Source organism: Bacteroides sp. HF-162 (genome assembly GCF_015679285.1).
Lineage (GTDB): Bacteria > Bacteroidota > Bacteroidia > Bacteroidales > Bacteroidaceae > Bacteroides > Bacteroides uniformis.
In genome coordinates this window covers 3,911,660-3,928,485 of record NZ_CP064937.1, presented here as the reverse complement: position 1 = coordinate 3,928,485, position 16,826 = coordinate 3,911,660, and the positions used below count along the sequence as shown (strand labels likewise).

The 16,826-nt window shown below is 43.7% G+C and carries 18 protein-coding genes and 2 pseudogenes; 6 read left to right on the top strand and 14 right to left on the bottom strand.

Features of this window, described 5'->3' with window-relative positions; all coding sequences use genetic code 11:
* Positions 1-59: 59 nt before the first annotated feature.
* The 10 genes and pseudogenes from ITJ87_RS16690 to ITJ87_RS16645 form a co-directional block, all read right to left on the bottom strand.
* The gene (locus ITJ87_RS16690) at positions 60-1,016 is read right to left on the bottom strand and encodes a toprim domain-containing protein (RefSeq protein WP_005924026.1); all 957 of its coding nucleotides are present in this window, start codon (positions 1,014-1,016) and stop codon (positions 60-62) included.
* A 212-nt stretch (positions 1,017-1,228) separates the two neighbouring features.
* Positions 1,229-2,305: an AAA family ATPase gene (locus ITJ87_RS16685; protein ID WP_044097440.1), complete on the bottom strand. Its 1,077-nt coding sequence runs from the start codon at positions 2,303-2,305 to the stop codon at positions 1,229-1,231.
* Positions 2,306-2,319: 14 nt separating this feature from the next.
* Complete coding sequence (locus tag ITJ87_RS16680) at positions 2,320-2,628, bottom strand: DUF3853 family protein (protein WP_117677823.1); 309 nt, start codon at positions 2,626-2,628, stop codon at positions 2,320-2,322.
* A gap of 224 nt (positions 2,629-2,852) precedes the next feature.
* The gene (locus tag ITJ87_RS16675; RefSeq protein WP_005924019.1) at positions 2,853-3,896 is read right to left on the bottom strand and encodes a hypothetical protein; all 1,044 of its coding nucleotides are present in this window, start codon (positions 3,894-3,896) and stop codon (positions 2,853-2,855) included.
* Between the two features lie 8 nt (positions 3,897-3,904).
* Positions 3,905-4,324 (bottom strand): annotated as a pseudogene (locus tag ITJ87_RS16670) (PDDEXK nuclease domain-containing protein); the annotation flags it as partial.
* Between the two features lie 101 nt (positions 4,325-4,425).
* A complete protein-coding gene (locus ITJ87_RS16665) occupies positions 4,426-5,442 on the bottom strand; it encodes a site-specific integrase (protein ID WP_008024684.1) in 1,017 nt (338 codons plus the stop codon).
* Between the two features lie 5 nt (positions 5,443-5,447).
* Positions 5,448-6,401 carry a tyrosine-type recombinase/integrase gene (locus ITJ87_RS16660; RefSeq protein ID WP_229091420.1) on the bottom strand — a complete coding sequence of 318 codons (954 nt, stop codon included), beginning with the start codon at positions 6,399-6,401 and terminating at the stop codon, positions 5,448-5,450.
* The gene (locus ITJ87_RS16655; protein WP_008024682.1) at positions 6,394-7,647 is read right to left on the bottom strand and encodes a site-specific integrase; all 1,254 of its coding nucleotides are present in this window, start codon (positions 7,645-7,647) and stop codon (positions 6,394-6,396) included. Before ITJ87_RS16655 ends, ITJ87_RS16660 begins: the two co-directional genes overlap by 8 nt.
* A gap of 172 nt (positions 7,648-7,819) precedes the next feature.
* Positions 7,820-8,701: pseudogene (locus ITJ87_RS16650) on the bottom strand (DUF1016 N-terminal domain-containing protein); the annotation flags it as partial.
* A gap of 63 nt (positions 8,702-8,764) precedes the next feature.
* Complete coding sequence (locus tag ITJ87_RS16645; protein ID WP_117588494.1) at positions 8,765-10,048, bottom strand: site-specific integrase; 1,284 nt, start codon at positions 10,046-10,048, stop codon at positions 8,765-8,767.
* A gap of 444 nt (positions 10,049-10,492) precedes the next feature.
* Between ITJ87_RS16645 and ITJ87_RS16640 the strand changes: the two genes are divergently transcribed.
* The 6 genes from ITJ87_RS16640 to ITJ87_RS16615 all read left to right on the top strand — a co-directional run bounded on the left by ITJ87_RS16640 (position 10,493) and on the right by ITJ87_RS16615 (position 14,296).
* Positions 10,493-11,722, top strand: a complete 1,230-nt coding sequence (locus tag ITJ87_RS16640) for a site-specific integrase (protein WP_008648492.1) — start codon at positions 10,493-10,495, stop codon at positions 11,720-11,722.
* An 84-nt stretch (positions 11,723-11,806) separates the two neighbouring features.
* Complete coding sequence (locus ITJ87_RS16635; protein WP_196096297.1) at positions 11,807-12,337, top strand: ORF6N domain-containing protein; 531 nt, start codon at positions 11,807-11,809, stop codon at positions 12,335-12,337.
* Between the two features lie 142 nt (positions 12,338-12,479).
* Positions 12,480-12,680, top strand: coding sequence for a hypothetical protein (locus tag ITJ87_RS16630; RefSeq protein ID WP_196096296.1), 201 nt, complete (start codon positions 12,480-12,482; stop codon positions 12,678-12,680).
* A 290-nt stretch (positions 12,681-12,970) separates the two neighbouring features.
* Positions 12,971-13,504 (top strand): antirestriction protein ArdA, encoded by a 534-nt coding sequence (locus ITJ87_RS16625; protein ID WP_004329650.1) that lies wholly within the window; start codon positions 12,971-12,973, stop codon positions 13,502-13,504.
* Positions 13,505-13,580: 76 nt separating this feature from the next.
* Positions 13,581-13,802 carry a DUF3873 domain-containing protein gene (locus tag ITJ87_RS16620; protein ID WP_005924228.1) on the top strand — a complete coding sequence of 74 codons (222 nt, stop codon included), beginning with the start codon at positions 13,581-13,583 and terminating at the stop codon, positions 13,800-13,802.
* Between the two features lie 11 nt (positions 13,803-13,813).
* The gene (locus tag ITJ87_RS16615) at positions 13,814-14,296 is read left to right on the top strand and encodes a hypothetical protein (RefSeq protein WP_053398661.1); all 483 of its coding nucleotides are present in this window, start codon (positions 13,814-13,816) and stop codon (positions 14,294-14,296) included.
* Between the two features lie 203 nt (positions 14,297-14,499).
* Here the strand turns inward: ITJ87_RS16615 and ITJ87_RS16610 are convergent, their stop codons facing one another.
* From ITJ87_RS16610 to traN, 4 genes are read right to left on the bottom strand one after another with little or no spacing between them, the layout of a single operon-like run.
* Positions 14,500-14,820, bottom strand: coding sequence for a hypothetical protein (locus ITJ87_RS16610; protein WP_004308767.1), 321 nt, complete (start codon positions 14,818-14,820; stop codon positions 14,500-14,502).
* A 12-nt stretch (positions 14,821-14,832) separates the two neighbouring features.
* On the bottom strand, positions 14,833-15,291 hold the full coding sequence (locus ITJ87_RS16605; RefSeq protein ID WP_004329653.1) for a DUF3872 domain-containing protein: 459 nt from the start codon (positions 15,289-15,291) through the stop codon (positions 14,833-14,835).
* A gap of 13 nt (positions 15,292-15,304) precedes the next feature.
* The gene (locus tag ITJ87_RS16600) at positions 15,305-15,886 is read right to left on the bottom strand and encodes a conjugal transfer protein TraO (RefSeq protein WP_007845747.1); all 582 of its coding nucleotides are present in this window, start codon (positions 15,884-15,886) and stop codon (positions 15,305-15,307) included.
* A gap of 3 nt (positions 15,887-15,889) precedes the next feature.
* Positions 15,890-16,825 carry a conjugative transposon protein TraN gene (gene traN, locus ITJ87_RS16595; RefSeq protein ID WP_196096295.1) on the bottom strand — a complete coding sequence of 312 codons (936 nt, stop codon included), beginning with the start codon at positions 16,823-16,825 and terminating at the stop codon, positions 15,890-15,892.
* Between the last annotated feature and the right edge of the window lies 1 nt (position 16,826).

The following is a 16,826-nucleotide window of genomic DNA, read 5'->3' as shown; positions in this document are numbered from 1 at the left end:
GCCCTAATCCCCTCGGGAGAGCCCACAACTACGAAAGTGGAGCGTGTAGTTATAGTGGGCTATAACCGGAAGCCGTTCTTCTTCTCCGGTGATTGGCTGCGCACCCCTTTGGCGGATTGAACTTGCCTTTTTCTTTCAGCCTGTTCCTGTAAATATTCGTTCAAGTCCTTGCATCCGCTGTAAGTCTGAGAAGCGTCACGGATGTATCGGTCTCTGCCGTATTCCTCACGGATTTGCCGGAGTGCTTCCATTCCTGCATGGTCGTTGTCGAAAAAGCAGTGGATGCGTTCGTAATTGCCCAACGGATAGAGAGCCTTGTTCACATTCGATACGGAATTCAATACGATGTAATCCTGTCCATCCAGCTCCGGATAATTCGGACAGTTCTCTTGTCTCAATGTCAGAAAGGAGAGGTAGTCCATAAATCCCTCGAACACATAACAGGTGTTCCTCGCTTTTCCCGACTGCCTGATGTGGGAGATTTCCTTTGGGGCGATGCAGCCCTTGAAATAGCGGTTGCGGATTTCATATCCACCCGAACCATTGGGAAAGGCGATGGCAAAGTACCGCTTGCCGTTGTGAGTGAAACGTGCTTCACTACATTCTCTTTTCGCCAGTTCTATGTTAATTCCTCTACCTTGTAAGTAGGCAAGCAGGGTAGGAGATGACAGCGGAACAATCTCCAACTGTTGGAAGCTCGGCTCGGAAGAGTTTTGCTTTCCAAAAGAGAAAGATACCGGGCGCACGTGCGGTGTCTGCTCTGCTATCCGTTTCAAGATGTAAGGTACATGGTCGGTAGCGTACAGGTGTGCAGCCAGTTCTATGATGCCACCACCTTTACCCAAACCGAAGTCATACCATTGTTCACGTTCGGTATTTACCTTGAACGAGGCTTCGGCTTCTTCCCTTAACGGTGATTTATACCACAGATTGACACCTTGTTGCTTGATGGGAGAATATCCTAAACTATGCAGATAATCCGCTATTCTGATTTGCTTGGCTGTCTGTATATCCATAAAATGATTGTTTTAGTAGTTGGTGAATTGGTTTATTTTTCTTTTTGCCCGTACCTTTTTAGGAAGTACGGTCTATAATCACTTCACTAAATTCTCGTATATATAGGATACGGTAATAAAGTGAAGTGATTTAGTCCCATTCCCCAAGCACTTCACTATATTCCTAATATATACACCCCGAGAATAAAGTGAAGTGATTGCAGGGAAATGGGCTAATAGTGGAAGTCAGGCATGAATGTGTATTTTCTGCCTGTCTCCTGCACTATCATCCGTTTGTTGCGAAGCATGGTGATGAGCGATACCGCCTTTTTATGGTTCAGCTTTACACCCACTGACATATAGGTCTTGATTAAGGCATCTTCCAGTTCCTTGTAGCCGTATTCCTCTTTCAGCCCGAAAACGGCTTCCAATGCGATACGGTGCTGCTGCTCGGTGATATGCCTGTAAGGGTCGAACTTCTCTTCTTCGGGTCTTCCCGGCTTCTTTGTTTCAGGTTTGTATCCCTCAATGAGTTCGGGAAGGGCTTTGTCGTTGATACGGAATGCGAAAGGCTCAAAGTCCATTGCCCGGATGTGAATGGCTGAAACATGGCTGATGTCACCGTTGCCCTTGTCCTTTTCTACCTGCAATACGGTTTCCGCCTTGTTGTTCAACTCCGTACCGATGTGCCCTCTTGCGTTCTCATCCCCTTTGTTCTGATGCAGTATCGTATGGATATGTATCTGCCTGTCGTCCGTCCACTGCATCAGCTTGGATATGATGCGTGTTGATTCACCGGGGCTGTTGATGTCATACACCATATCCCGTATGCCGTCTATAATTACAAGACCGATTTCGGGTGTATTGTAAATAGCCTGTTCCACAATCCTGATACGCTGCTCAGGCGTGTATTTTCTTAAGGCAAGAAATTCAAGATTCTCATTGTCCCTATCATCTGGCAAACCAGCCATTCGCAAAATGCGCGTCATGACTTTCAGACAATGGTAAGGGCTTTGCTCTGTATCAACATAAAGCACTTTCCGCTTATCTTCAGGCAGTTCAGCTACATACCGCAGCACTGTGCCATTCTTCAATGCAGCGGCTACGATAGCCGATACATTGAACGTTTTTTTACTTTTGGCTTTGCCGATGGATGCGCTGAAATTACCCAATGTCCCAATGACAGAATCATGTACTTTAAGGATTTCAGGTGCTTTCTCATAACTTTTCGACAAGCTCAAACGTGAGGCTTGCCAAAGGATTATGGCTTCTTCAGCCGATATTTCCTTAGTCTCTTTCATATAGTCCATAGCCATGTCTCCCGTTATTTCCGTCCTCCTGTTTTCTTTCCAGCCAGTTCAAGGGCAAGCTCAACATTCACGATAATCTTACGTCCTATCTGAGTGATTGCCTTGTCAATCTTTCCGCTTTTCTTGATACGGTTGGCGGTGGGTAGGCTGCACCCGAACAGTTTGGCTATGCCCAGTATTCCGTACACATATTTTCTTTCTGTGTCTGTAACGGGCTGTGGCTGCGTTTCCGTTTGACGGGAAGCGTGCTTGCTTAGGAATATGAACTCTTCACCTGTCATCTGCCAGACGGGTTTTGATAATAATTCTTGAAGATTTTTCATCGTTCAATCTATTTAGTCGTTTAACAATCAGCCCTGCGCACTGGCTGTTATCTCTGTTCTCGAACGATGCAAAATTAGGTAGGGTTGTAAGTGGTAAGGATGTGGTTGATACAAATGGAATATCTTGTTATTTATCTGAATATCAGATAATAAAAATACCACTCAAAAATTTAATTTGAGTGGTAAAAGTGGTTGTTTTGTAAAATGTCAGGGCATATCACAGATTATCGGAATATACCGTCCATTTCTTTGGCAAATTTCCGGTTGCTGTCACTGGGGAAATCGGAAACAGGCTCTTTGTACTTTGACTTGTAGTAGCTTTCCTCAATATCCAATATTTTCAGGATATTCCTCTTCCAATTCTCCCTGTCCTGTTTGGGCAGTTTTTCGCTCATCAGGAATATCAGATAGCAGGTACGTATTTTTTCTCTCGGTCTGATTTGGGGTTTGGTGTCGCTTGGTAGCAGGTTCATGCAGGTATAGAAATTATGTTCGGAAATATTCTCGAACTGTTCTCCCACGCAGGTTACATGAATGAGCGAAAGCAGTTCCATATTGAAATACTCAGTCTGTTTCGTTCCCAGCACTTCTTCCTGTATGTTGGGGGCGTTTGGTTCTTGTTTGGCTGGCTCTTCCGGCTCGTTTGTTTCATCAAATACATATTTCGCCAATGTCTCTTTGAGGTGGCAGCCCAGCCGATAGATTTCATTGAAACGGCTTTCTGCATATTGCAGGGCTTTCTCTCTGGTCTGTTTTTGCAGATCGTAGAGTTCGGTCAGCTTGTTTTTTTCCTCCTCGTATTCAGCCTTGAACCGTTCATATTCCATTTCCGCACGCTTTTCATCCTCTGCGGTGTGTTCCCGATAACCTATGGAATCGTATCGGTGGTATGCTTCGTTTAGCGGAGCATGGAGCTTGGTCGTCTTGTATTGCTGTTCTTCTATGGCTTCTTTATAGATTTCTGAAACTCGGAAGCAGATATTGTAAACGGTCTGTTCATCCGGCATACATCCTTTCTTGTAATAACTTATGTTTTCGCATACTTCCTTTTTCAGGCTGTTCAGAATCAGTGTGTATTGCTCCTGTGGAAGATGAAATACCAGTTCAAGAATGGCTGTTTCAAGAACCGTTACATCATTGTAGTCCAGATAGAACTTGGTAATGAATTTCTGCTTTTCAAAAGAGAAACCTTTATTATCAGACCAGTCTTTGTATATTCTGTTCAATTCTCCGTATCGGGGAATCAGCGTTGTAATTACATCTTTCATGGACGCAACTATTTTTGAGTGTTATTGTCTTTGTCAAGGAAAGAAGCCAGTTCTTCTTCCACTTCTTCCACGCTGGGCAACGCTGATTTCAGTTTCTCGGGAATCACTTTGCTCAATTGATAATCGCTGATGCCGATGGGCTGGTCGTAGCCTGTCAATGCGTATTGTGCCACAACTTCGTCTTTTCCCTTGCATAGCAACAACCCGATAGTCTTGTTGTCATTCTCTCCCCTCAGTTTATCATCCACCACATTGATGTAAAAGTTGAGTTGTCCGGCATATTCCGGCTTGAAAGGAGTGGCTTTCAATTCTATGACAATATATGCGTGCAACGGAATGGAATATAGAATCAGGTCGGCAAAGAAATCGCTGTTTCCTACTTGGAAGTGCTTCTGCCGGGCAACGAAGGCAAAACCGTTGCCCATTTCTTATGCCAACAAATTTATTATGCAAAGTGACTTAAACTAAATCACAGCTACAAAAGTAATTATAAAAAGATTTATCTCCATCACTTTGCATAATATTTTCATCAGAAAGACTTTAAAAAATCCATTAACTTTTCATTTCCTTGCCACATAGGTTTAGTATCCACCTCCTGAACAACTTTAATATAAGCTTTTTCTATAGCCTCCCGTTTCACTTTTGAGTCCGCTCTTGCATAAATTTCTGTAGTTTGCACATTCACGTGCCCCAAAATATCTCTAATATAAACTAAGTTAACCCCAGCTTGTAACAGATGCATTGCCTTACTATGCCTAAGACTATGACAGCTTATTTTCCCCTTCATTAACGTGGGATGAAGTAGCTTTGCCTTTTTGATGTATCTATCCAGTATATTCGCCACCCCTGCTCTTGTCAGCTTTTCGCCCCAACAGTTTGTAAATAGCGGATGTTGTAGACATTCTGATCTCAACAATCCATTCTCTTTCATATATATTTTCAGTATATCCAACTGTTCTTCAAGCATTGGTACAACTCTATTTTTATTCCCTTTTCCCGTGATTATTACAGTATATGGTTCATCTAATCGAACACATTGCGGAGTTAGGCTTATTACTTCTGACACTCTACACGCTGTATCATACATAAGTGACAATAACGCCAGATCCCTACGACCTTTAGGTTTGGTCGTATCTGGTTGTTGCAGAAGAATCTTCATCTCTTCTACCGTTAGATAGTTCATAATAGGCTTGACACTCTTTTTATTATTTATAGCCATTATTTCTTGATATTCGTATAGATGGTCTGAACTCTGATATTGGAGGTACTTAAAAAATGATTGTATGGCAGCAAGGCGAAGATTACGTGTTGATGTACAGCAACTTCTTTTTGTTTCCAACCAATCAAGGAAGGACAAGATATTCTCTTTTGTTATACTTTCCATTGTCAGTTTTTCAGCTTTTACACCTTTACTTTCCATGTATACCAGATATAAGGTAAATGTGTCCCTGTATGAATGGATCGTATTAGTACTTGCTCCTCTTTCATGGGGCAAATACCGGAGAAGGAAGTCTGTTAGATATTTTGAAAAATTTGTAGGTTTCATAAATGTCACATTTTAGGGAAAATATCAAAACCAATGATATCTATTTTTCTAATTAATTCGGGATACATCTCTGACGTAAGCCGAACATAGTTATTCGTCGCCCGCAAAGATTGATGTCCAAGGTAAGTTGATAGGATCGGCAAAGAACAATATAAATCCATACCTTCTTCAGCCATTTTAGCAAGAGAGTGAACGGCAAATGTATGTCTCAAGTCATGCAGACGTATGCGGTCTTTGGGAATGTTTGCTTGAATGAGTATTTTGCAAAATCGACGATATATGCTATCCCTGTCACAAGCCCTTCCTTTAAGTGTGATAAAAAAGGGAGTAGTATCTGATATCTTTACGGGTAATCTGTTTCTATGTACAACATAATCTTTAAGAACCTCTGCTAAAGAAGTGGAAAATGGGACAATCCTGTCTTTGCCGTTTTTTGTATCTCGTAAAATGAAGTATTCTTCCTCAAGATTAATATCTTCATTGAGCAGAGACAAGGCTTCACCTATGCGTATTCCTGTTCCGTATAACATGCGAAGCAGTGAAGGCATTATAAAAAAAGAGGATCTCATATCATTATTTCCACTTTGCATATTATCACATGTCGTAAAAATTCGTTCTATCTCTTTTGATGAAAAGATATGAGGGATAAAGGTATTTCTCAATGACGGGGTTCTTGGTATATATGAGCGGATTCCTTTTTTGTTAAGAAACGAAGAGAAAGCACCTAAAATATAGCACCTACGATAATGGTAACTATTGGATTCATTGTCACGTTCCTTGCACCATGCATCTGACAACTCCTTGGTAATACCTATTGCAGTCTCATTTCTTTCAATAGTAAATCTATCAAATAAAGTCAGGACAAACTCTCCCCCAATATACTTAAATCCCATACTGCGCTTCAAGCTCACAAACTCTCTTATCAATGAGGCGTAAATGCCTTTAAAATTTCTATTCATAAAAATAGCCTCCTTTCTGGGTATAAAAGTTTTCACATACAGGTGATACATCAAGGGAGCATTTTTTCAGTGATTGGATATCTATTCTTAGATAATAACTTGTTGATTCCGTGTTCTCATGCCCTAAAACTTCGCTTATAACAGGGAGCTTTACCTGCTCTTCTAAAAGAAGTGTCGCTAAGGAATGTCGAAGGGCATGTGCGCCATGATGCTTGTTCTTTATATTTACGTTGGCTTTAAGAAAATATTTCTTGGCTATCTGGGATATGACCGGTTGGTTTATGTGAGTATAGGGAGAACGTGCCAAGAGAAATATATATGATGACTGGGACTTTGGACGTCCATACCGTAGATATTCAATAATAGCATTGCCTATTTCCGGTAGAAGTGGCAGTTCTAATTCCTTATTTGTTTTATGCTGGATTAAACGTATGGCATTATCCTCCCACAATATATTTTCAAACTTTAAATTTGCTATATCAGAAGCCCTCAAACCAAGCATTGTGGCTAATAGAATAATTGAGTAATTACGTTTTCCTGTAGTCGTACTTCTATCCACAGAAGACACTATCTTTTTTATTTCTTCAGAAGTGTAAGCTGACGGTAGCTTAGGCTGTTTCTTATAATTATCTTTTGGAATAAATGCCGCTAAATCCATATCTATAATTTTGTGTTCATATAGATATCGGAAAAAGTTACGTAGAATATGGATGGATATACTTGCTACAGATTTATATTTAGTACCAATGGTATTAAGATATTTAATGATGTGGGTAATCTCAACTTGTTCTATGGAGGCTACTTTTGCAGATGTTAGAAAATCAAGGAAACGATGGAATATTTGTTTGTGATTGTAGATAGTGTGTCCGGACAAGCGTTCTTGACTTCGAGATAATATATATTGCATCATCAAACTGCCAATCTCTCCTTTCAATTCTACCGGAACTTTTCTTGGAATAACTTGGCCTGTAATGAGGTAATTTTTCAGGAGTAAGATAGCGGATAAAAATTTCTTGTCACCAGATTTTAATGAAGTTAAATCTTTAGAACCATAAAGAGAAGATAAAAAATCATCGCAGACTTTAGGGGTGAGGGAATGCAAATCATTGTTCTCCATGAACTGCCTTAATTGATTCCATTTCCATGCATAGCCTTCCAATGTACTATCTGTACGAGAAAAATCCTCTTTTAAGATTTTCAGCATAGAGGATGTGACTGCTTCAAAAGTTGTTGAGTGATCATTCATACGTCATTAATTTAAGTTGTGGCAATATCACCGCACTTAAATTAATGAAATTCTTATGTAAAGAAATAAATGATTATATTTTTATAATTACTTTTGTAGCTGCGATTTAGTTTAAGTCACTTTGCATAATAAATTTGTTGGCATAAGAGTTTTTATGTAAAGGTTTGCATAACATTTCCAACAGGTAGCGGGTAACGTGTTTCACCAGCTGTTCTTCAATATCCCTTTCGTCTGCTTTTTCTTTGGCTCCTGCCAAATCAAAGATGTACGGATCTTTGAGTAGGTAATTGGCAAGGTCGCTTTGTGGAGCCGGAAGTGTGGTCGTGAAATTGTTTACCTTGTTGTTGCTGATTTGTCGGCTGTACAAATCACTGTCAATCTGTAATTTCAATACATTGCTGCTCCATCCCATTTCTATGGACTGCTTCGTGTACCAGTAGCTTAGACCTAAAGGTAGCGAACTGTCAAGTATAGTCATTTGGCTTGTCCAGTTTATTTTGGCTATAGGAGAGGTCAAGAAAATTTCTTCTATTTCCCTGATTCCCATCCTGTAAATGGCAGAAACGGTTTTTCCCACATCTTCAAATTGCGCAGGAACCTCCTGCGTAATTGCTAACGATTGACAATCAATAGATTGTATTTGCGCAGTAAGTTCCTGCGTAAATTGTTTGTCATTCAGTTTCAATACTTCATTGGTCACACTCTGTATGGTTGGGACAGACAGTCTTGCATCCGTTTCTATGAAACTTTGCAACGCTCTTAAAGGATATGCCTTTGCAAACTGACACATATAGGTAAGGTTGCGTTCCGAATAGCCTTTCTTTTCAGGGTAATGCAGTCGGATAGCCTTTGCCAACTGCTTGATGATTTTGCTTCCCCATCCGTGCAGCTGCTGGTGATAAAGGATGTAATTGCCTACCTTCCAGTAATGGAACAGCATTTGTGCATTGGCTGCAACAATCAGCCTTACTTGTGCCTGTTCTATTTCCGAACCGACCGCTTGAATGAATGCATCAAAATTCGTTTTCTCTATATTGGATTCCTTGTTGCTCATATTGTGATGATAATTTCTACAAATATAGTCATTGGTAACTATCTATGAAACTGTTTGATACTTTTATAGTTGATTAAATTTGTTCATGGCGTTTGCCTTAATATCATCCGCTATGTCAATGTAGGGTTTCATAGCCTTGTAGTCGCTGTGGCCCGTCCATTTCATGACCACCTGTGCCGGGATTCCAAGAGCCAGCGCATTGCAGATGAATGTCCTTCTTCCGGCATGGGTGCTTAACAAAGCGTACTTGGGTGTGACTTCATCTATACGTTCATTCCCCTTGTAGTAGGTTTCCCGTACAGGCTCGTTGATTTCCGCCAGCTCACCCAGTTCTTTCAGATAATCATTCATCTTCTGATTGCTGATGACGGGCAATGCCATGTGATTCTCGAAATGAACATCCTTGTATTTTTCAAGAATGGCTTTGCTGTGGTCGTTCAGTTCGATTATCAGGCTGTCCGCTGTCTTGACTGTGGTAACTTCAATGTGGTCGGGTTTCACATCGCTTCTTTTCAGATTGCGAACATCCGAATATCGTAAACTCGTAAAACAGCAGAACAAGAAAACATCCCTGACACGTTCCAAATACTGTTTGTCATGCGGTATCTGGTAGTCTTTCAGCTTGTTCAGTTCATCCCAAGTCAGGAAGATTACTTTTTTCGAGGTGGTTTTCAGTTTCGGTTTGAATGTATCGTATGCAATGTTCTGATGATGTCCTTTCTTGAAGCTCCAGCGCAGGAACCATTTGAGGAATCCCATTTGCTTGCCGATGGTGCTGTTTCTCATATCCTTGGTATCACGTAGGAAGTTGACGTATTCGTTCAATCCAAACTCGTCGAAATAGTTAAACGTTGCATCCTCCTTGAACTCTTTGAGGTGGTTCCTCACTGCTGCAAATTTTTCATAGGTGGATGCCGTCCAGTTATTCTGGTTACCGCACTCTTTTACAAACTCATCGAACACCTCCCAAAAGCTGACAGGGGCTTCTTCCGGCTGTTCTTCGCTGGTGTCTTTCATTCTCATGTTGAAAGCTTCCTTCAACTGTTGGGTCGTTGGCATGACCTCCTGTACCTCAAATTCTTTGAAAATATTCTGGATTTCGGCATAGTATTTCAGCAAGTCCGTATTGATTTCGGCTGCACTTTGCTTTAGCTTGTTGGTACATCCGTTCTTTACCCGCTGCTTGTCTGCATCCCATTTGGCTACGTCAATCCGGTAGCCCGTTGTAAACTCGATGCGTTGGCTGGCAAAGATGACACGCATACGGATGGGTACGTTCTCTACGATTGGCACACCGTTCTTTTTCCGGCTCTCCAATGCAAAAATGATGTTGCGTTTGATATTCATAATTGGGTGCGTTTGAAATTCTACACCCAAATATACACCCAATTATTGAGATAGCAAAAGACATTTAGAAACATTTAGTTTTACTCTATATTGTAATTTACACTTGATTATCAGTTGTTTGCAGTTTTATGATATTCTGTGAAAGTATAAGTTCGAGAGCCTGTCTCTCCGCTGAACGTGCTGGACAGAAATGGTCAGCAAACGGACAAAAAGCTACAAATCAATGATTTGTGGCTTTTTTTATTGCCCGGAAGTCCTGCTTCCAAGACTTCAAAAGTACGGTAAAAGACAAAGTTTCGTTACTAAATCGTTACCTATTCCCTGCCGGACAAAAACGGTAACGAATTGTCCATAAATGACCTGATAATGACTATATTAGTCCATAGTCTGCATAACTCGAAAACGAGAGGTAAAAACTAATTTTGCAACTAAAAATTTTGAGTTATGAAATCGACATTCAAGGTTCTTTTTTATTTGAAGAAAGGTTCTGAAAAGAAAAACGGCGAGGTTATGATTATGGCACGCATCACCATAGACGGCAAACTTTGCCAGTTCAGTACGAAACAGAGCATCCAGCCCGACAACTGGAGCATTGCTGCGGGCAAAGCCAAAGGCAGGGATGCCGGGAGGATAAACGCCCTTTTGGACGACATACGTTCTTCCCTGAATACCATTTACCACGAAATGCAGCGGCGTGACAACTACGTGACCGCCGAGAAAGTGAAAAACGAGTTTTTAGGTCATAGCGAGAGCCACGAAACAATCCTTTCATTGTTCCAAAAGCACAATGACGATGTGAAGCAGCTTGTGGGCATATCCAAGACGATAGCGACCTACCGCAAGTATGAAGTGACCCGCCGCCACCTCGCTGAATTTATCCAAAGCAAGTACAACGTATCGGACATATCCATAAAGGAGATAAGCCCGATGTTCATTACCGATTTTGAGTTGTATTTGCGTACCGCCTGCAAGTGCGGCTATAACACCACCGCCAAGTTCATGCAGTTCTTCAAGCGTATCATCATCATTGCCCGTAACAACGGCATACTGGTGGGCGACCCGTTCGCCAGCTACAAAATCCGGCTGGAGAAAGTGGACAGGGGTTATCTGACAGAGGACGAGATAAAAATCATCCTTAAAAAGAAAATGGTTTCCGAACGGCTGGAACACGTCAGGGACTTGTTCGTCTTTTCCTGTTTCTGCGGTTTGGCATACAGCGATGTCGCCAACTTGCGGCAGGAGAATATCCAAAAGTCCTTTGACGGCAACCTTTGGATAATCACCAAGCGGCAAAAGACGAATACGGACGTGAATGTTCCCCTGCTGGATATTCCCAAGATGATTTTGAAGAAGTACAAGGGCAAGTTGCCGGACGGGAAGATACTTCCCGTAATCAGCAATCAGAAGCTAAACGCCTACTTGAAAGAGATTGCCGATATATGCGGTATTAAAAAGAACCTGACATTCCACCTTGCCCGGCACACGTTCGCCACGACCACCACGCTGTCAAAGGGCGTACCCATTGAAACGGTGTCCAAGATGCTGGGACACACAAACATAGAAACTACGCAAATTTACGCCCGCATCACCAACAGCAAGATAGGCAGCGATATGCAGGGGCTTGACAAGAAGTTTGTCGGCATCGAGAAGATTTACAAGGAAGTCGCCATGTAATCTTGATTATTGGGAACTGGTCACAATTTGTGACCAGTCCTTGCTATTATTCCAACATTGCTAAATCTCCTAAAATATACGATTATGGATTTGCAGATTATCCAAAACAAGATTTTTGAGGTCAGAGGTTGCCGGGTGATGCTCGATTATCATTTGGCAGAACTCTACCAAGTGGAAACACGAGCCTTGAAGCAGGCGGTCAAGCGCAATATCGAGCGTTTTCCGGGTGATTTTATGTTTGTACTCACCCAAGAGGAAGCTAACTTGCTGTTATCCATAGGGGTATCACAAAATGTGATACCCCTTGATTACAACTTCGGCGTTGCTATGCCTATGGCTTTCACCGAGCAGGGCGTAGCCATGCTTTCTTCGGTTCTCCGCTCCAAAGTAGCCATAGAAGTAAACATTTCAATCATGCGGGCTTTTGTCCTCATGCGCCAAATGGCAATCGGTTACGAGGAACTGTCAAGGCGCATCGAGGAACTGGAGGTAAGCACCGATGCGCAGTTCAACGAACTGTACCAAGCCCTTACCCAGCTTTTGAGCCAGTCGAAACAACAGAAAGAACGCCGTCCGGTAGGTTTCGTTACCTATAACCGTGACAAAAACGAATAGGTAACGATTTCGGTAACGAAATTCCGACTAACAAACTATATCCCAATGAAGTACATTCTTCCACCTTGCGGGCAGTCCACCGACTACCCGCATTTTTTATATCCTTTTCCAACTGGCACATTCCCCGAAACGCCAGCCGTGCGTGGCATGGCTGACTGTATTCCGTGAAAAGAGCCGTTGGAAACCCGCACAAGCGTATTGCAAGCAAGCTCGCAACACCCTTGCCTTTTCCGCCCGCATGGAGTGTTCCCTAAAAGATGAAAGAGAACAGGCACTTTTCCCCGGTTTCCCTATCTGTAAATCTTCCTCTTACGCAGTCCCCCAGCCGGGACAGTCGTTTTAATCATTTCAATAGGCAAAGGTAGTTACGTGTTCTTCACGATTTTGCAAGGTCGAGCCGTTCCGGTTTGGCGAAAAAATCTTCCCTGCCTTGCGAGGTATTTTTTGCCCAAAACCTTGCAAACTCTAAACACTACCCTTTTACGCCTATGTGAAACGAAAACGACCGACCCGACCGGAAGACGCATAAAAAAAAAGTCGGATTTACGGGAAACAGGAAAAAAGTTCAGTGAAACTTCAACTCCCTCACCTCTCAAATCCGCATAAAATTAAAAACTTAAAAATTACAGCAATATGGAAGCAAAGGTATTATCGGAAGCAAAAGTTTATGTAGGCACTTATGCCAAGTACAACAACGGTTCATTGTCCGGCGCATGGCTCGACCTTTCGGACTATTCGGACAAGGAAGAATTTTATGAAGCCTGCCGGGAACTTCACAAGGACGAGGAAGATGCGGAATACATGTTTCAGGACTGGGAGAACGTGCCGGAGGGCTTAATCGACGAAAGCTGGATTTCTGAAAACTTCTTCGCCCTGCGTGATGCGGTGGAGGATTTGAGCGACACCGAGCAGGAAGCCTTTTTCGTGTGGTGCAACTATAAAAGCCATGATTTGGGCGAGGAAGATGCGGACGACCTTGTACGTGATTTCCGGGATGAATATCAAGGGGAATATGACGATGAAGAAGATTTCGCCTATGAAATTGTAGAGGAATGTTACGACCTGCCGGAGTTCGCAAAGACCTATTTCGATTACAAACAGTTTGCCCGTGACCTGTTCATGTGCGATTACTGGTTTGATGACGGCTTTGTGTTCCGGGCGGCATAACAACCAATCCGGGCGGGGTGTCAAAGCCCTGCCCGCTTAAAACAACCAAGTTTATAACCATAAAAAATAAGACATCATGCAGTCACTTAACAAAAACGGGGTAAGCATCACCCAAACACCGGGAGAAGAAAAGTTCGTGAAATGCCGTTTAGGGGCTTTCAGGGGACAGATTTATTATCAATATGACTACCGCCACACGGACGGCGAACTTTTCAGCACGGTAGCCAAAACGCTGGACGAGTGCCGCCGCAGGCGTGACGAATGGGTAGCGAAGAAGAACGGAGTAATAAACAAGTAAATTTCAGGGACATGAAAACGACAGAAGTAAACAAGGAGCTTATCGGCAGGCGTTGCGAGTGTATTTTTACGGGCTTAATGGTAACGGGCGTTATCGAGGACACAGAAGAAAACGAACACACCATAGAGGTAAAAGTCCGTTTCGACCACCCGCACCAGTGGGGCGATGATTTGTATAATGATGTGTGGGCGTGGGGGCGCAAAATAGACGAGTTCGGCACGCTGCACCATTTGCAACTGTTGGAGGACAAACCGGACTTTCAGATAATGACGGTAGTTTTCGGCGAGCCAATCAGCCGGATAGACCGCAGTGTTTTTGAAGATGTGGACACGTGGGGCGTCTGTTCCCTGCAAGGCTGGGTAAACAGCTATGAAAGTGTCCGGTTTGTAGCCATAGACGACCATACGGCAATCATCACGGGCGAATATAACATGGAGCAGGTAAAGGTGTGGTTAGAGAAATACACGTCCATAAAGAGCCTTAAAACCAGTTGATAGAGGACGGCGGCTGCTTGCCGCCGTTACTTTCTTCCGTGAGCCTGCCAGCGGGTGAAGAAAGTAACAAAGAAGCCTTTCGTTTTCCCTATCATGGAAACAGCCCGCCGATGCTTCCCGGCGGGCTGTCTGCCCGATATTTACGCTTTGCGTATCATTCCATACCCGGTTTCCCAAGAGGATGATAAAAACGGATGTCGCAACTATAAATCCTCATAGTGAATAAATTTTACACCAAGTATGCACACGGTTTCTTCTTCCTCGATGTCATATTTCCATGTCCGTTTATTGACAAGCATTTCCGTTTCGCAATCGAACCATACCATTACGGGCGCATCATCTTCTTCGTCCGCCCATTTGAAAACCTGATTGGACGGCGTTTTCCATAATTCAGCACTGTCACGTTCGGAAATACAGTCCTTGTCCACAATGATGATGTCACCTACTGCCGGAACTGTATCTGTTTCCAACGTGGTTTCTATGTACCACGAGATGCCTTCTATATCCAATTCTATTTTTACCATGTCGTTTTGTTATTAGGGGGTTATTGTTTCCGTTCCTTCTTCGCTGTTGTCATTATTGAATGATAGTGTAAGTTGCTGCATCTGCCCGAAGCTGTCGATGATATAAATGTCAATCGTCTGCTGGTCGGTCGATGCCGAGGTGTAGTAGAGCCTGAACGTTTCTTTCTCCAGCGGGTAAAGGTCGTTGGGCAGGAACACCGTGCCGTTATCCATTTCCAGCTTTCCTTTGCCGTCCGGCTGGAAATACCGTATCTGATAGGTAGTCGGCTGGTAATAGCCGCCACGCACCAGTCGGCAGCGTATTTCGGCGGTTTCCCCGACTTTCAGCCTTTTGGGTACTGGCAGTGTTTCGATGCTGAACGGGTACGCCTGCTGAATATCCAAGTTGTCATTACAGGCGGTGACAAGCACGAGGGCGGCCACGATGTAGCAGCCCATGATGATTTTATACATTACATTCTTCATATACATTATTATATAGCGGTCAGTTGATAATGAATTTCAGTCCCAAAGATACCTGCGTGTGGAACTTGCCTATGTCCGAGCCGAACAACGCCCGTTCCCTTGCGTTCAACAGCAGAGCCACCCGGTCGGTCAGGTAGGTTTCCAGTTCCAGCGTCAGCGCACCGCCGTAAATGAAGCAGTCCTTATCCAGCAAGGTAGAGCCGTCCGGCAGCAGCTTTTCGCTTCGGTTGCTTGTTTCGTACCCGGCGAGAGCCGACAAGCCCAATGAAAGGAAAAAGGTCTTTCGTCTGTCCGATAGGAATTTCAGGTAATAGCCGCCCTCTGCGGTGAACTGTTCTACGGGTATCTGCATATCCTTGTAGTCATACTTCTTGTGCAGGTATTCGCCGCCAATCACCCAGCGGTTGGCGTTCTTGGTGTAAACGCTGTACGCCGCCCCGATGTGGTAGGCGAAATCACTGCCAGCGTTCCAATGCACCCCGTCCGTCATGCCCGCCGTGACCTGCAAGCCTTTCATGCCCGGCAGGTATCTTTGTGCGTGTGCCTGAAACGAGGTCAGGCACAGCGCAAAGAGCATCATTATAAAGATGTGTCTTTTCATTCCCTATTTGATTTTTAGTTCGTCAATCACTTCTGCGTTCACGATGTCGGCGTTCTCCACCCGTATGGTCTGATGCCGCCCGCCGTTCTTCTCGTAGAGTTCCACGACCAGCAGCTTGTCGTCAGGAATGGTGAACTTCGGCAGGGCGTACACCGTGCGCACGGTACTTTTTCCTGCAATCTCTATCACCTCGTTGTAGCTACGTACCGCATCCAGCACCGTTTCCTGAATAGCCGTGCGCTTGGGTACTTTCTTATCGGTTATCTTAAACTTGATGAAGTCGGTATCGAAAGGCACGTTGGAACTGTTCTTTGTCTGCGTGTGTACATAGAGCATCCCGTTATAGGTGTAAATCCCCTTGATTAAGAACTGTATGCCGAAACGCTTGCTACCCAAGTGGCGCACTTTCCGGTCATTGTTCTTGTAGATGCTCTGCATTATCAGTTTCACCAATAGCGGGCTTTCATTCCCCAGTTCCCGGAAATAGATGTTCATCCGGGTATGTGAGAAGTCGGACGTATCTTCATTCTCCAAGAAGTCTTTCATTTCGATGTTGAGCATTTCCGGTTCACGGGCGTACTTGGCGTTGAACGAAAAGAAACTGCCGTCCTCGCAGATAACGGAGAAGTTCGTTTCTCCCGGAAAGCCCTCTGTCGTGGCTTTCACCCTGATTACGTTCTCCGCACCGTCCGCCTTGCCCGCTATGATATGGTTGCTTCCCAAATCGACATAGCGGACGGCGGCGGGGAAGATGATATGCACCGTCTTGGCAAAGGTCACTTCCACGCCGTAGGGCGTAACCATTTGGCGGTACGGGAGTTTCCGGGTAATCCCCCGGTACAAGTCGTTGCCAGCCGCATACTTCACGGTGTCAGCGGTTTGTGCGTTTGCCGCACACACGCCCAGCAAGAGGGCGAACAATCCAAAAATCTGTTTCATT

Excerpts from the sequence above, each read along its gene's own strand:
- ITJ87_RS16690 (WP_005924026.1), bottom strand. The coding sequence starts at position 1,016 with ATGGATATACAGACAGCCAAGCAAATCAGAATAGCGGATTATCTGCAT.
- ITJ87_RS16685 (WP_044097440.1), bottom strand. The coding sequence starts at position 2,305 with ATGGACTATATGAAAGAGACTAAGGAAATATCGGCTGAAGAAGCCATA.
- ITJ87_RS16680 (WP_117677823.1), bottom strand. The coding sequence starts at position 2,628 with ATGAAAAATCTTCAAGAATTATTATCAAAACCCGTCTGGCAGATGACA.
- ITJ87_RS16675 (WP_005924019.1), bottom strand. The coding sequence starts at position 3,896 with ATGAAAGATGTAATTACAACGCTGATTCCCCGATACGGAGAATTGAAC.
- ITJ87_RS16665 (WP_008024684.1), bottom strand. The coding sequence starts at position 5,442 with ATGAAACCTACAAATTTTTCAAAATATCTAACAGACTTCCTTCTCCGG.
- ITJ87_RS16660 (WP_229091420.1), bottom strand. The coding sequence starts at position 6,401 with ATGAATAGAAATTTTAAAGGCATTTACGCCTCATTGATAAGAGAGTTT.
- ITJ87_RS16655 (WP_008024682.1), bottom strand. The coding sequence starts at position 7,647 with ATGAATGATCACTCAACAACTTTTGAAGCAGTCACATCCTCTATGCTG.
- ITJ87_RS16645 (WP_117588494.1), bottom strand. The coding sequence starts at position 10,048 with ATGAATATCAAACGCAACATCATTTTTGCATTGGAGAGCCGGAAAAAG.
- ITJ87_RS16640 (WP_008648492.1), top strand. The coding sequence starts at position 10,493 with ATGAAATCGACATTCAAGGTTCTTTTTTATTTGAAGAAAGGTTCTGAA.
- ITJ87_RS16635 (WP_196096297.1), top strand. The coding sequence starts at position 11,807 with ATGGATTTGCAGATTATCCAAAACAAGATTTTTGAGGTCAGAGGTTGC.
- ITJ87_RS16625 (WP_004329650.1), top strand. The coding sequence starts at position 12,971 with ATGGAAGCAAAGGTATTATCGGAAGCAAAAGTTTATGTAGGCACTTAT.
- ITJ87_RS16620 (WP_005924228.1), top strand. The coding sequence starts at position 13,581 with ATGCAGTCACTTAACAAAAACGGGGTAAGCATCACCCAAACACCGGGA.
- ITJ87_RS16615 (WP_053398661.1), top strand. The coding sequence starts at position 13,814 with ATGAAAACGACAGAAGTAAACAAGGAGCTTATCGGCAGGCGTTGCGAG.
- ITJ87_RS16610 (WP_004308767.1), bottom strand. The coding sequence starts at position 14,820 with ATGGTAAAAATAGAATTGGATATAGAAGGCATCTCGTGGTACATAGAA.
- ITJ87_RS16605 (WP_004329653.1), bottom strand. The coding sequence starts at position 15,291 with ATGTATATGAAGAATGTAATGTATAAAATCATCATGGGCTGCTACATC.
- ITJ87_RS16600 (WP_007845747.1), bottom strand. The coding sequence starts at position 15,886 with ATGAAAAGACACATCTTTATAATGATGCTCTTTGCGCTGTGCCTGACC.
- traN (WP_196096295.1), bottom strand. The coding sequence starts at position 16,825 with ATGAAACAGATTTTTGGATTGTTCGCCCTCTTGCTGGGCGTGTGTGCG.